We start from the raw sequence: 13,482 nt of genomic DNA, 5'->3' as shown, positions 1-13,482 counted from the left end.
TGCCGTGCAGGATTGGCTGGGGACTAGGCGGACTTCAGCGCCTTCTTGAAGACCGTCGGCAGGGCCGCCGTCGCCGCCTCGCGGGATCGCCAGACATAGTCGCCCCCTTCGGCGCGCGCCGTCAGCACCCGCAGGCTCAGGCTGAAGTGCGTGAAAACGTGCTCCACCGTCCCCGCGTCCTCCCAGTCGGTCGCCAGCGGCCGTTCGTGCGCAACATCCGCGCCCCAGTCCGACGTCGGCAGGCCCAGCATGCCGCCCAGCAGGCCCTTCGCCGGCCGCTCGACCAGCGCCACCCGCCCGGCCGCGTCCGTCAGCACCCAGACCTCGCCGTGCCGCTGCGGCCGCGCCGCCTTGGGCGTCTTCTTCGGATAGGCCTGCGGGTCGCCGGCCTGATAGGCGGCGCACCACGCCGTCAGCGGGCACGCCTCGCACAGCGGCCGCCCCGGCCGGCACACCGTCGCCCCCAGATCCATCAGGGCTTGCGGCCAGTCGCCGGCGCGATCCGGCGTCACCAGCCCGGCGGCCAGCCGCTTCAACTCCGGCTTGGCGGCGGGCAGCGGCGTCTCGACCCGGAACAGCCGCGCCATGACCCGCTCGACATTGCCGTCGACCACATTGGCCGGCTGGTCGAAGGCGATGGCCGCTACCGCAGCGGCCGTATAGGCGCCGACGCCCGGCAGGTTCAGCAGTTCGGCCTCCGTCCCCGGAAACCTGCCGTCGTGCAGGCTGGCCACCGCGCGTGCGCAGGCCAGCAGATTGCGCGCGCGGGCGTAATATCCCAGCCCCGCCCAGGCGGCCATCAGATCGGCGTCCTCGACCGCCGCCAGATCGCGCACCGTAGACCACCGCTCGGTGAAGCTGAGGAAATAGGGAGTCGCATGCGGCGTGGTCGTCTGCTGCAGCATCACCTCGGACAGCCACACGCGGTACGGATCGATCGGCGCAACCGATCCCGGCGGGCGGCGCCACGCCAGGCTGCGTGCATGAGCGTCGTACCAGTCGAGCAGCGCTGTACGCAGGTTTGTTTTCTGGGCGGAGACGTCAGAGGTCACGGCCGCTATATAGGACGGATGCGGCGGACCCTTCCTACCGAAAGCGAGGCGCGCGAAATCCTGGCGCGGCGCCGCACGCGGCCGCCCCTGCGCCCGCCGCCGCCGGCTGGGCGGTCGCTGGCCCCGTTGATCCGCCAACTGGACGACCGCTTCGGCAAGGGCGCCGGCGCTTTGGAGACCCGCTGGCGCGAGATCGTCGGCGACCGACTGGCTGCCGTCACCCGCCCGCAGAAGCTGACCAAGGGACGAGGCGGCGCCCCCGGCGTGCTGGAGCTGCGCGTCGCTGGCCCCGCCGCTCTACTGGTCCAGCACCAGTCGGCCGAGATCCTGTCGCGCGTGAACCTGTTTCTCGGCGCCGGCGCCGTGGACCGTCTGCGCATCGCCCAGGGCCCGGTCAAACCTCTGCCCAAGGCCGCCGCCCCGGCCCGCCCCCGCGCCACGCCCCTGCCCGCCTCGGTCGAGCGCGAGATCGAGGCGTCGGTGGAAGGCGCGCCTGACGACTTGAAGGCGGCGCTAAGCAAACTGGCGCGGGCCGTGCACGGCCACTCGACGACACGCTGACCTCAATCGCCGCAGGCGCCGCCGTTGACAAAACTCCGCCGCACCTATTCTCGAAACATCCAACGGTCGCGCCTTTTCTCGGCTCGGCGGCCGGCGTCTTGTGGGAGGCTCAATGCCCGAGTTCAAATATGCGGCCATGAGCCGCCGCGCGGCCCTGACAGGCGTCGCCCTGGCCTCGATGGCCCTGGTGGCCGGCTGCGGTGGCGGCGACGCGGCGACGACGGGCGACATGGCCCTGGGCGCCGCTGAGGGCGCCAAGGTCACCGTGGTCGAATACGCCTCGGTCACCTGCACCCACTGCGCTGAATGGCAGCGGGACGTCTGGCCGCAGTTCAAGGCCAAGTACGTCGACACCAACAAGGTGCGCTACGTCTTCCGCGAGTACCTGACCGCCATGCCGGACGTCGGCGTCGCCGGCTTCCTGATCGCCCGTTGCGCCGGCGATGACAAATATTTTGACGTGGTCCACCAGATCATGGCCAGCCAGGCCGAGTGGCAGGCCGGCGTCCCGCCGCGCAACAGCCTGTTCCGCATCGCCGCAGCCGCCGGTCTGAACGAACAGGCGACCCAGGCCTGCGTCACCGACAAGGACGCCATCAAGGCCTTCGAACAGCGCTTCAAGGCGGCCCAGGCCGCCGGCATCAACAGCACGCCCAGCTTCCTGATCAACGGCGTCAAGGTGGCCGACCATTCGTGGGACAGCCTGTCCGCGGCCATCGATGCAGAACTGGCGAAGGCCTGATGAGCACCCGTCGCACCCTGCTGGTTCTCGCCGGCGCCCTGTCGCTGCTGGCGGCCTGCAACAACAACGCCAAGCCCGCCGAGGGCGACATGGGCCTGGGCGCCGCCGAGGGCGCCAAGGTCACCGTGGTCGAATACGCCTCGGTCACCTGCCCGCACTGCGCCGCCTGGCAGGCGAAGACCTGGCCGGCGTTCAAGACCCGCTACGTCGACACCGATAAGGTGCGCTACGTCTTCCGCGAACTGCCGACGCCGCCGGTCGACGCGGCCGCCGCCGGCTTCCAGATCGCCCGCTGCGCCGGCGAGGACAAATACTTCGACGTCGTCCATGCCCTGATGGCCAGCCAGCAGATGCTGGTCAGCCAGTCGCCGCAGGCCTGGTTGGCCGCCGCCGCCGAGGGCGCTGGCCTGGGCCAGGACCGCGTCGCGGCCTGCCTGAACGACACCGCCGCCATCGCCGCGCTGGAGGGCCGCATCCGCGCCGCCCGTGACGCCGGCGTCTCCGGTACGCCCGCCTTCTTCGTCAACGGCAAGGCGGTGATCTCGCCCGGCGGCGAGGGCGCCTCGATCGAGGACCTGTCCACCGCCATCGAGGCGGAGCTGGCCAAGTGAACGTGCTGCGCCGCGCCCTTCTGATGCTGGCCCTGTTGGGCGCGGCGTCGCCTGCGCTGGCCGGCGACCTGCCGGCGGTGACGGAGTCCGACCGTTACCTGGGGCGCGCCGACGCGCCGGTGACGGTGGTGGAGTACGCTTCCCTCACCTGCTCGCACTGCGCCGCCTGGCACACCGGCGTCCTGCCGACCTTCAAGGCGCGCTTTATCGACACCGGCAAGGTGCGGCTGGTCTATCGCGACCTGCCGACGCCCCCGGCCGACGTGGCGGCGACCGCGGCGGGCGTGGCGCGGTGCGCGGCGCCCGAGCGATTCTTCGACGTCATCGGGGTGCTGATGACCAACCAGACCATGCTTCGCGCCGGCGGCGACATCAGCCCCTGGTACGACGCCGGCATCGCAGCCAGCGGCAAGACGCGCGAGCAGATCGAGGCCTGCCTGGCCGAGCCGTCCACCATCGCGGACCTGCGCGCCAGCGTCGAGGGCGGGCGCGCGGCGGGCGTGGCCGGAACGCCCACCTTCTTCGTCGACGGCCAGAAGGTCGCCGACGGATCGATGGAAACGCTGGCCGCGGCGGTCGAATCGGCGATTCGCTAGGCGGCATGGAGTTCCAGCGACTTCGCCTCGTCGGGTTCAAATCCTTCGTCGACCCGGCCGAAGTCATGATCGAGCCGGGCCTGACCGGCGTCGTCGGGCCGAACGGCTGCGGCAAGTCCAATGTGCTGGAGAGCCTGCGCTGGGTCATGGGCGCCAACTCGGCCAAGGCCATGCGCGGCCAGGGCATGGACGACGTCATCTTCGCCGGCGCCGCCAGCCGCCCCGCGCGCAGCCACGCCGAAGTCCAGCTGACCATAGACAACACGGCCCGGCGCGCGCCCCAGCCCTTCACAGACAGCCCGGTGCTGGAGGTGTCGCGCCGCATCGACCGGGGCCAGGGCTCGACCTATCGCATCAACGGCAAGGAGGTCCGCGCCCGCGACGTCCAGCTGCTGTTCGCCGACGCCTCCACCGGCGCCAACTCCCCGGCCCTGGTGCGGCAGGGTCAGATCAGCGAGCTGATCGCCGCCAAGCCGCAGAACCGTCGCCGCATCCTGGAAGAGGCGGGCGGCGTCGCGGGCCTGCACACCCGCCGGCACGAGGCCGAGCTGCGGCTGCGCGGGGCCGAGACCAATCTCGAACGGCTCGACGACATCGGCCGCGAGCTGGAAAGCCAACTAACCCGGCTGAAGCGCGAGGCGCGGCAGGCTGAGAAATACAAGAAGATCAGCGCCGAAATCCGCGCCCTTCAATCGGCCTTGCTTTACGTTCGCTGGAACGACGCGCGCATGGCGTCAGAAGCCGCCGCCCAGGCCCTGGCCGAGGCCGAACGCGCCGTGGGCGAGGCGACCACCGCGGCCGCCCGCGCCCAGACCGAGGCCCTGAAGGCGCAGGAGGGCCTGAAGCCCGCGCGCGAGGAAGACGCGGTCGCCGCCGCATTGCTTCACCGCGCGACGCTGGAGCGCGACCGGCTGGACATGGCCGAACAGGCCGCCCGCGCCGAGATCGACCGCCTGACCGCCGAGGCCGCCCGCATCGAAAGCGACCGCGTCCGCGAACACGGCATGGCCGAGGACGCCGCCGCCGAGCTGAAGCGCCTCGACGGCGATCTGGAGCGGCTAAAGGCGGAGATCGCCGCCGCTCCCGAGCGAGGGCCGGAGCTGGACCTGGCGCTGGCCGCCGCCGAGGACGCTCGGGCCATCGCCGAGGCCGAAGTCGAACGCTCGGCCGGCGCCCTGGCCGCCGTGGAGGCCCGCGCCAGCGCCGAGACGGCCCGCAAGCGCGACGCCGAGGCGCGCCTGACCCGTGTCCGCGCCCAACTGGAGCAGGCCCAGCGCGAACGCGCCTCAATCGGCCCGCTGGAGACACCGGAGCTCGAGCAGGCGCGCGCCGCGCTGGAAGCCGCGCAGGCCGATCTCGCCGCCGCCCGCGCCGCCGTCGAGCAGGCCGAAGCCGCGCGCGGAGACGCCGCCCGCACCGAACAGGACGCCCGTGCCGCCGCCCGCGCCGCCGAGGACAAGCTGGGCCGCCTGCAGACCGAGGCGCGGGGTCTGGCCCAGCTGCTGGTCACCGGCCGCCGCGAGCACGCCCCCGCGCTGGAGAAGGTTTCGGCCGCCAAGGGCTATGAGGCCGCGCTGGCCGCTGCGCTCGGCGACGACCTCGACGCCGCCCTCGACCCCAAGGCCCCCGCCCATTGGGCTGGTGCGGAGGCAGCGCCGCCCGACTGGCCCGCCGGCGTCGAGCCGCTGTCGAAGCATGTCACGGCGCCGCCCGAGCTGGCCGCGCGTCTGGCCATGTGCGGCGTGGCCGCCCGCGAGGCCGGGCCTGCCCTCGCCAAGGCCCTGCCGCGCGGCGCCCGCCTGACCACGCGCGAGGGCGACCTCTATCGATGGGACGGCTTCGTCAGCCGGGCGGAGGCGCCGCGCCCCGCCGCCGTCCGCCTCGCCCAGCGCACCCGCCTGTCCGAACTGGAGACCGACATCGACGCCGGCAAGCCCGCGCTGGACGGGGCGCAGGCCGCCCTGCGCGCGGCTGTCGAGGCCCTGCGCGCCGCCGACGAGGCCGTGAAAGCCGCCCGCGCCGCGCCCTTCCCGCTCGACAAGGCCGTGACCGTCGCCCGCGACCGCGTCGAGGCGCTGGGCCGCGATCAGGCCCGCCGCGAAGCCCGCGCCCAGTCGCTGGACGAGGCTGTCGCCCGGCTCGAGGGCGAGGTCGCCGAAGCCGAGGCCGCCTGGCAGGCGGCGCAGACCACCGAGGGCGGCTCCGAGACCCTGACCGGCTTCCGCGAGGAGCTGGCCGCCGCCCGCGCCGCCGCCGAGACCGCCCGCCAGGCCGCCACGACCGCCCGCTCCGACCGCGACGCCGAGGCCCGTGAACGCGCCGGCCGCGAGCAGGGCCTCACCGCCCTGACCCGCGCCCGCGAGGGCTGGGCCACCCGCTCGGGCGACAGCGCCAGACGCATCACCGCCTTGGCCGCCGACGCCGAAAAGACCGCCGCTCAACTGACCCAGGCCTCGGCCGCGCCCGGCGCGTTCGCAGAGCAGCGCAGCAAACTGCTGGACGCCCTGACCAGCGCCGAGACCCGCCGCCGCGCCTCCGCCGACGCCCTCGCCCTCGCGGAGACCGCAGCCACCGAGGCGGACCGCGCCAGCCGCGCCGCCGAGACCGCCGCCTCCCAGGCCCGCGAGGCCCGCGCGGGTCTGGTCGCGCGCGCCGAGGCCGCCGCCGAACGACTGGGCGACGCCGAGAACAACGTCCGCGAGACGGCGCAGATGTCGCCGGAGGACCTGGGCCAGAAACTGCAGGACGACGCCATCGCCCGCCCGCCCGACGCCGCCGGGGCCGAGAGCCTGCTCTATGGTCTGGAGCGCGAGCGCGAGCAGATGGGCGCCGTCAACCTGCGCGCCGAGGACGAGGCGGTCGAATACGGCGACCGGCTGAACGCCATGCGCGTCGAACGCTCGGACCTGACCTCGGCCATCGCCCGCCTGCGCGACGGCATCGACGAGTTGAACGCCGAGGGCCGCGAGCGCCTGGTCGCCGCCTTCGACATCATCAACGCCAACTTCAAGACGCTGTTCGAGGCCCTGTTCGGCGGCGGCCAGGCCGAGCTGAAGCTGGTCGAGAGCGACGATCCGCTGGAGGCGGGCCTGGAGATCTACGCCTGCCCGCCCGGCAAGCGGTTGTCGGTCATGAGCCTGATGAGCGGCGGCGAACAGGCGCTGACGGCGGCGGCCCTGATCTTCGCCGTCTTCCTGGCCAATCCGGCGCCCGTCTGCGTGCTGGACGAGGTGGACGCCCCGCTGGACGACGCGAACGTCGATCGCTTCTGCCGCATGCTGCACGAGATGCGCGGCCGCACCGACACCCGCTTCATCGTCATCACCCACAACCCGGTGACCATGAGCCGCATGGACCGCCTCTACGGCGTCACCATGCCCGAGCAAGGGGTGAGCCAGCTGGTCAGCGTCAACCTGCACCAGGCCGAGACGCTGGTGGCGTAAAGGGCACAACACTTCTCCCTCCCCGTCCCGGGGAGGGCAGACGCCGAAGGCGTCGGGTGGGTACGACCCCGCAGACTTGCCTAGCCCTCCCCACCCGGCTGCTGCGCAGCCCCCCTCCCCGTCCCGGGGAGGGAGAGGTCGTCGCGCCCGAACTCCACCCGATCGCGCGGCAGCGCCTCCGGGCAGTGGTCCCGCATGAAGGCCATCATCTTCTCGCGGATCTCGCAGCGCAGGTCGAAGGCGACCGGGGCGGAGCGGGCGCTGGCGAGGCAGCGGACCTGGAGCACCCGTTCGGTGATGTCGGTGACCTGCAGCACCTGCACGTCGCCGTCCCACAGCTTGGAAGCCTTGACGATGCCCTCGAAGGCTTCGCGCAGGTGGTCGATCGGCGCTTCGTAATCGACGTAGAAGAAGGCTGTGCCGATCAGGCGTGAGTTCTCGCGTGTCCAGTTCTGGAACGGCGTGGTGATGAAGTAGCTGAGCGGCAGGACCATCCGGCGCCAGTCCCACAGGCGCACAACGACATAGGTGGAGGTGATCTCCTCGACGTTGCCCCACTCGTTCTCGACGATGACGGCGTCGTCGATGCGGATGGGCTGGGTCAGGGCGATCTGGATGCCCGCGACCATGTTGGTCAGGATCGGTTGCAGCGCCAGGCCGGCGATGATGCCGACGACGCCCGCCGAGGCCAGCAGGCTGACGCCCCACTGGCGAAAGCCGGCGATGGTCATCAGGGCCAGGCCGACCGTGACGATGAACAGGATCACCTTGGCCACCCGCTGCAGGATGCGGGTCTGGGTCAGGTGCTTGCGGGCCAGCAGGTTGTCCTCGACCCCGATGTTGAACTTCTTCAGGTGGACCGCCGTCCACATGTCCAGCACGCCCGACGCCAGCCAGCCCAGCGCCAGGATCCAGCCGAACAGCAGCACCGCGCGGATCTGGGCGGACGGCGCGGGATCCAGCGGCGACACGGTCACGCCGATGCCCACGCCGGCGATGATGATCAGCACGCGCAGCTTCTTCCGCGCCCGCTCGACCACCCCGCGCCAGAAGACGTCGCGGTTCTTCACCACCCGCCGCAGGACGGCGAAGACCAGGGCGTGGACCAGCCAGCCGGCGCCGACGAAGGCGGCGAGGACCAGAATCACGACCGCCCACTCTGGCAGCCAGTCGAACTGACGCCACAAGGACGCGACCTCTCGCGTCAGGGAGTGGATTTCGGGAGGCATCTCGAGATAGCGCCCTGGCCAGCTTGACGGTTCCCGAAGGCGACACGTGGCCGCGCCAACCCCACTGCCGTCATCCTCGGACTTGATCCGAGGATCAGGTTGTCCGGTGAGCGATCAGAGAGGGTTGAGACGCCGCGCTAAGAGCCATCGACGTTCAGCACGACCTACGCTTGATCCTCGGATCAAGTCCGAGGATGACGGATTGGATCAACTAGCCCGCCGCCGCCTCCACCAGATCGGCCAGCCGAGCCGCTGCGTCCGGGATGGCGGCGGTGCGGGCGCCGGCGGCCATGGCGGCTAGGCGGGCGCGGTCGGCCAGCAGGGGCCGGAGCGCCTCGGTCAGGGACTGGACCGTCAGGTCATCCTCCAGAATGACCACGGCGGCTCCGGCGTCGACCAGGGCCGTGGCGTTCAGGCGCTGGTGGTCGTCGGTGGCGATCTTCAGCGGAATCAGCACGGACGGCAGGCCGGCGATGGCCAGTTCCGAACAGGTCGAGGCGCCGGCGCGACCGATCATCAGATGGGCGCGCGATAGGCGGGCCGCCATGTCGCGGAAGAAGGGCGCGACCTCGGCCTGGACCCCTGCCTCCAGATAGATCTGGCGCGCGGCCTCCAGCGTTTCGGGCCGCGACTGCTGCTGCACGCGCAGGCGGCGGCGCAGGGCCTCAGGCAGGGCGGCGATGGCGCGTGGCGTCGTCTCCGACAGGATGCGGGCGCCCTGGCTGCCGCCGGTGACCAGAACTTCGATGGGGCCGTCGGCCTCGGGCGCGACATAGGCGCGGTCGATCAGGGCGCGCACCTCCGGTCGAACGGGGCTGCCGACCACGTGGCTGCGCATCGACACCTTGGCCGGCGCTCGCTCCAGCGTCGGGAAGGACGAGGCGACCTGACGCACGAAAGGGGCCAGCAGCCGGTTGGTGCGACCCAGGACGGCGTTCTGCTCGTGGATCAGGGTCGGCCGACCGTGGCTGATGGCGGCCACCAGGGCGGGCGCCGACGGGTAGCCACCGAAGCCGACCACGACCTGGGCGTCCAGCCGACGGAAGGCCTTGCGCGCCTGGACGACGCCGCGCGCAATGGCGACGCCTGCCTTCATCAGGGCGACCGGACCGGAGCCGGTGGCGGTGTCGAGGTACAGCTTCTCCTCGGCCGGGAAGTTGGCGGCGTACTGCTCGCCGCGCTGGTCGGTCGCCAGCACGATGCGCCAACCGCGCGACGCCATCTCGCGCGCCAGGGCCTCGGCCGGAAACATATGGCCGCCCGTACCTCCGGCGGCGACGACGCAGACGGGAGCGGAGGAGGAAGCGGTCACGCGGCGTCTCTCACGTCAGAAAAAATTGAGTGCACATCGTGCACATTGGTCGGGATCAGTCCTGCTGCTTAGCAGAAGCCGACGGCGGAAACGGTCGTGTCCTCACCTAAATTCCGCGGCGCTCTGACTGGGTCTCGCCTTCCGCCGGGATGAGCGGAGAGTGGAAAGGTCAGGGCAAAATCCGCCGGCGCTGCCCCAGCGTGGCGCCCGGCTCATAGGCCCCCGGCCGGCGGCGGGTCAGCGCCAGGGCGAATCCCATCGTCAGTCCCATGGCCAGCATGGACGAGCCGCCATAGCTGACGAACGGCAGCGTCATCCCCTTGGTCGGGATCAGGTTCAGATTCACCGCCACATTTATGCAGGCCTGCAGCCCGATCAGCATGAACAGGCCCGCCGCCGCCGTCTGCTCGAACGGGTCGTTCAGTTTCATCGAGAGCCGCATCCCCCGGATGACGATGAAGGCGTACAGGCCGATCATGGTCAGGCTGAGGGCCAGTCCGAACTCCTCGGCGCCGACCGAATAGATGAAGTCGGTGTGCAGGTCGGGCACGTGGCGCTTCATCACGCCCTCGCCGATGCCCCGCCCGACAAGGCCGCCGGCGCGGATCGCCTCCGAGGCGCGGTCGATCTGGTGCGTGTCCTCGACGCCCGGGCTGACGAACTTGGCGACCCGCGCCTGGACGTGGGGGAAAAGCACATAGATGGCCGCCACCCCCGCTGCGATCATTCCGCCCAGAACGGCGATCCAACGGAACGGCACCCCGGCCATGAAGAAGACGGCCATGAAGGTGGTGGTGATCAGCAGCGTCTGGCCGATGTCCGGCTGGATCAGCAGCAGAAAGACCGTCAGCCCGTAGAAGCCAAAGGCGATGGACACGCCTGGCACCCCCTGCCCCTTCTGCGCCTCGGCGAACATCCAGGCGGCGCAGACGATCAGGCTGGGCTTGGCGAACTCGCTGGGCTGCAGGCTGAACGGGCCCAGGTTCACCCAGCGCGCGGCGCCCTTCACCGTGTCGCCGATGAAGGGCAGCAGCATCATCACGAACAAGGCGCCCAGCAGGCCCAGCACCGCGATCCGCCGGACGCCGCGCGGCGACAGCAGGGACGTCGTCAGCATCAACGTCAGGCCTGCGCCCGCGAACACCATCATCCTCCACGAATAGTGGAAGGGATCGGTGATCGATTCATCCGCGAGGATCGCCGCCGGGCTGGAGGCGAAGCTCAGCGCCACGCCCACGGCCATCAGCGTCAGGGCGGCGACCAGTAGGGCGCGATCGACGGTCCAGAACCATTTGGCGACCGGGCTCTGGTCGTTGCGGGAGAATGCGGGGGCGTAGGCGTTGGTCATGCGGCCGGCTCCGGCGTGGCGCCCAGGTTGAGAACGGCGGCGCGGAAGGCTTCGCCTCGCGCCTCGAAGTCGGGATACTGGTCGAAGGAGGCGCAGGCGGGCGACAGCAGCACCACCTGGGCGCCGCCGGCAGCGCGCGCATCGGCGGCGGCGGCTGCCACGGCGGCCTCCATCGTGCGCGAGACGACGTGAGGCGCAGCGCCCAGTGTGGCGGCGAAATCCTCGGCCGCCTCGCCGATCAGATAGGCCTTGGTCACCCGGCCGAAGAGATCGCGCAGGTCCACGATGCCGCCCGACTTGGCCCGGCCGCCGGCGATCCAGAAGACGCTCGGATAGCTCATCAAGGCCTGCCGCGCGGCGTCCGCGTTGGTGGCCTTGGAGTCGTTGACGAAGGCGACCTCGCCCAGATGCGCCACCGTCTCCATCCGGTGCGCCAGACCCGGGAAACTCAGCAGGCCCGCCACCGCCTCGTCATGCGACAGCCCCACCGCCCGCGCGGCGCCATAGGCGAAGGCGGCGTTCTGGGCGTTGTGGCGGCCGGGCAAGGAGCGGGCCTTTGACAGGTCGGCGATCGCGATGCCGTCCGCGACCAGCCGCCCCTCGGTGGCGTCCAGGATGATAAAGCGGCCCTGGTCGAAGGCGGCGATCTGGTCCGGCTTGCGCGCGCGAAGCTCGGCGACCGGCACGCCGCCGTTCGGCTCGACATACTGCGGCGGGGTGCGGGTGGTGATGGTCGAGAGGCGCAGGCGCCGCGCGTTCAGCTCGCTCACGATGCGCCAGCCGTAGTCGTCATCGACGCCGATCAGGGCCACCCGCTCGGGCGCCATGCGGCGGAAGATGCGCATCTTGGCCTGCAGATAGCCTTCCATTCCACCGTGCCGGTCCAGGTGGTCGGGCGACAGGTTGGTCAGGATCGCCACGTCGGGCGCGAAGCTGTCGGTCAGGTCCAGCTGATAACTGGACACCTCGATCACATAGACGGCGTCGGGGGTCGGCGCCGGCAGGGCCAGGACGCCGATGCCGATATTGCCGCCGACGTGCACCGTCAGCCCTGCCTGCTTCAGCACCCAGCCGATCAGCGCGGTCGTCGTCGACTTGCCGTTGGTGCCGGTGATGGCCACGACCTGCGGGCGCTGGTCGGCCGGGATGGCGGCCAGGGCGCGGGCGAACAGTTCGATGTCGCCGATGACGGGCACGCCGGCGTCATGCGCCTTGTCCACTGTCCAGTGCGGCTTGGGGTGGGTCAGGGGTGCGCCCGGCGACAGGACCAAGGCCGCGAACCCGGACCAGTCGGCCTGGGTCAGGTCCTCCAGATCGAAGCCTTCCGCCTCGGCCTGCATCCGGCCCGAAACGCCGTCGTCCCAGAGTATGGGAACCGCTCCGCCGGCTTTGAGCGCGCGCGCCGCCGTGATCCCCGACCGGCCCAGGCCGAAGACCGCGACACGCCTGCCCTCATAGCCGGGGACCGGGATCATCTATCGAAGCTTCAGGGTCGACAGGCCGATAAGGGCCAAGGCGGCGGCGATGATCCAGAAGCGGATCACCACGGTCGATTCCGGCCAGCCCAGCTTCTCGAAGTGGTGGTGCACGGGCGCCATCAGGAAGATGCGCTTCTTGGTGGCCTTGTAATAGGCGACCTGGATCATGACCGAGGCGGCCTCGACGACGAACAGGCCGCCGACGATGCCCAGCACCAGTTCGTGCTTGGTGGTCACGGCGATCGCGCCCAGCGCGCCGCCCAGGGCCAGTGAGCCGGTGTCGCCCATGAAGATCTTGGCCGGCGGGGCGTTGTACCAGAGGAAGCCGGCGCCCCCGCCGATCATGGCCGCGCAGAAGATGGCCAATTCACCCGAACCGGGCACGTGGTGGATCTGCAGATACTGGCTGAAGATGAAGTTGCCCGCGACGTAGGAGATGATGCCGAACGCCGCCGCCGCCATCATCACCGGCACGATGGCCAGGCCGTCCAGACCGTCCGTCAGGTTCACCGCATTGGAGAAGCCGATAATGGTGAAGGCCGCGAACGCCACATAGAACCAGCCGACGTTCAGCAGCACCGCCTTGAAGAACGGGAAGGCGATCGAGGTCTCCAGACCCGGCGACGTCGGCGACAGGGTCATCCAGACCACGGTCAGCGTGCCCGCGATCAATGCCACGACCAGCTGGGCCGCCAGCTTCTGCTTCGAGGTCAGGCCCGCCGAGGTCTGCTTCGTCACCTTGGCGTAGTCGTCGATGAAGCCCAGCACGCCGAACGCCGCAGTCACGAAGCTGACGATCCAGATGTAGGGGTTGGTCAGGTCGCCCCACAGGAAGACCGCTACGGCGATGCCGGCCAGGATCATCAGGCCGCCCATGGTCGGGGTGCCGACCTTCGAGAGGTGGCTGACCGGGCCGTCGTCGCGGATCGGCTGGCCCCGGCCCTGCTTGGCGCGGATCCAGTTGATGAAGCGGCTGCCCATCGCCACGGCGACGATCATGGCGGTGGCCATGGCCAGGCCCGTCCGAACCGTCTGGTACTGGACCAGGTTCAGCAGCGGGTAGTCCTTCGCCGCATCACCGAAGTATAGATACAGAAGGTAAAACATAGA

General features: G+C 70.8%; 11 protein-coding genes. 5 read left to right on the top strand and 6 right to left on the bottom strand.

The features are described from left to right. Positions 1-23 precede the first annotated feature (23 nt). On the bottom strand, positions 24-1,052 hold the full coding sequence (locus ASG17_RS05345; protein ID WP_082496129.1) for an A/G-specific adenine glycosylase: 1,029 nt from the start codon (positions 1,050-1,052) through the stop codon (positions 24-26). 18 nt (positions 1,053-1,070) lie between these two features. Between ASG17_RS05345 and ASG17_RS05340 the strand changes: the two genes are divergently transcribed. The 5 genes from ASG17_RS05340 (at position 1,071) to smc (ending at position 7,005) form a co-directional block, all read left to right on the top strand. Beyond that, on the top strand, positions 1,071-1,613 hold the full coding sequence (locus tag ASG17_RS05340; protein ID WP_056100195.1) for a DUF721 domain-containing protein: 543 nt from the start codon (positions 1,071-1,073) through the stop codon (positions 1,611-1,613). 112 nt (positions 1,614-1,725) lie between these two features. After that, a complete protein-coding gene (locus ASG17_RS05335) occupies positions 1,726-2,355 on the top strand; it encodes a DsbA family protein (RefSeq protein ID WP_235560363.1) in 630 nt (209 codons plus the stop codon). Beyond that, positions 2,355-2,966 (top strand): thioredoxin domain-containing protein, encoded by a 612-nt coding sequence (locus ASG17_RS05330; RefSeq protein ID WP_056100191.1) that lies wholly within the window; start codon positions 2,355-2,357, stop codon positions 2,964-2,966. Before ASG17_RS05335 ends, ASG17_RS05330 begins: the two co-directional genes overlap by 1 nt. After that, entirely contained in the window at positions 2,963-3,562 is a 600-nt protein-coding gene (locus ASG17_RS05325) for a DsbA family protein (RefSeq protein WP_235560362.1), read from the top strand. Before ASG17_RS05330 ends, ASG17_RS05325 begins: the two co-directional genes overlap by 4 nt. A gap of 5 nt (positions 3,563-3,567) precedes the next feature. Next, a complete protein-coding gene (gene smc, locus ASG17_RS05320) occupies positions 3,568-7,005 on the top strand; it encodes a chromosome segregation protein SMC (RefSeq protein WP_056100187.1) in 3,438 nt (1,145 codons plus the stop codon). A gap of 80 nt (positions 7,006-7,085) precedes the next feature. On the opposite strand, the gene ASG17_RS05315 is transcribed toward smc, so the two are convergent. From ASG17_RS05315 to mraY, 5 genes are all read right to left on the bottom strand, one after another. Continuing rightward, on the bottom strand, positions 7,086-8,234 hold the full coding sequence (locus ASG17_RS05315; protein ID WP_056100184.1) for a mechanosensitive ion channel family protein: 1,149 nt from the start codon (positions 8,232-8,234) through the stop codon (positions 7,086-7,088). Between the two features lie 211 nt (positions 8,235-8,445). Then, entirely contained in the window at positions 8,446-9,546 is a 1,101-nt protein-coding gene (murG, locus tag ASG17_RS05310; protein WP_082496128.1) for an undecaprenyldiphospho-muramoylpentapeptide beta-N-acetylglucosaminyltransferase, read from the bottom strand. A gap of 169 nt (positions 9,547-9,715) precedes the next feature. Next, positions 9,716-10,894, bottom strand: a complete 1,179-nt coding sequence (locus ASG17_RS05305; protein ID WP_056100178.1) for an FtsW/RodA/SpoVE family cell cycle protein — start codon at positions 10,892-10,894, stop codon at positions 9,716-9,718. Next, positions 10,891-12,369 carry a UDP-N-acetylmuramoyl-L-alanine--D-glutamate ligase gene (gene murD, locus ASG17_RS05300; RefSeq protein WP_056100176.1) on the bottom strand — a complete coding sequence of 493 codons (1,479 nt, stop codon included), beginning with the start codon at positions 12,367-12,369 and terminating at the stop codon, positions 10,891-10,893. Before murD ends, ASG17_RS05305 begins: the two co-directional genes overlap by 4 nt. Then, the gene (gene mraY, locus ASG17_RS05295) at positions 12,370-13,479 is read right to left on the bottom strand and encodes a phospho-N-acetylmuramoyl-pentapeptide-transferase (protein WP_056100173.1); all 1,110 of its coding nucleotides are present in this window, start codon (positions 13,477-13,479) and stop codon (positions 12,370-12,372) included. Between the last annotated feature and the right edge of the window lie 3 nt (positions 13,480-13,482).

Origin of the sequence: Brevundimonas sp. Leaf363, from assembly GCF_001424025.1 — a bacterium.
GTDB lineage: Bacteria > Pseudomonadota > Alphaproteobacteria > Caulobacterales > Caulobacteraceae > Brevundimonas.
The sequence above is the reverse complement of the archived record's forward strand: the minus strand, read 5'-3'. Positions and strand labels throughout refer to the sequence as shown.

Bases quoted from the DNA above. Each gene is read 5' to 3' on its own strand.
- ASG17_RS05305 (WP_056100178.1), bottom strand. From the start codon at position 10,894: ATGACCAACGCCTACGCCCCCGCATTCTCCCGCAACGACCAGAGCCCG.
- mraY (WP_056100173.1), bottom strand. From the start codon at position 13,479: ATGTTTTACCTTCTGTATCTATACTTCGGTGATGCGGCGAAGGACTAC.
- murD (WP_056100176.1), bottom strand. From the start codon at position 12,369: ATGATCCCGGTCCCCGGCTATGAGGGCAGGCGTGTCGCGGTCTTCGGC.
- ASG17_RS05315 (WP_056100184.1), bottom strand. From the start codon at position 8,234: ATGCCTCCCGAAATCCACTCCCTGACGCGAGAGGTCGCGTCCTTGTGG.
- ASG17_RS05335 (WP_235560363.1), top strand. From the start codon at position 1,726: ATGCCCGAGTTCAAATATGCGGCCATGAGCCGCCGCGCGGCCCTGACA.
- ASG17_RS05330 (WP_056100191.1), top strand. From the start codon at position 2,355: ATGAGCACCCGTCGCACCCTGCTGGTTCTCGCCGGCGCCCTGTCGCTG.
- smc (WP_056100187.1), top strand. From the start codon at position 3,568: ATGGAGTTCCAGCGACTTCGCCTCGTCGGGTTCAAATCCTTCGTCGAC.
- ASG17_RS05340 (WP_056100195.1), top strand. From the start codon at position 1,071: ATGCGGCGGACCCTTCCTACCGAAAGCGAGGCGCGCGAAATCCTGGCG.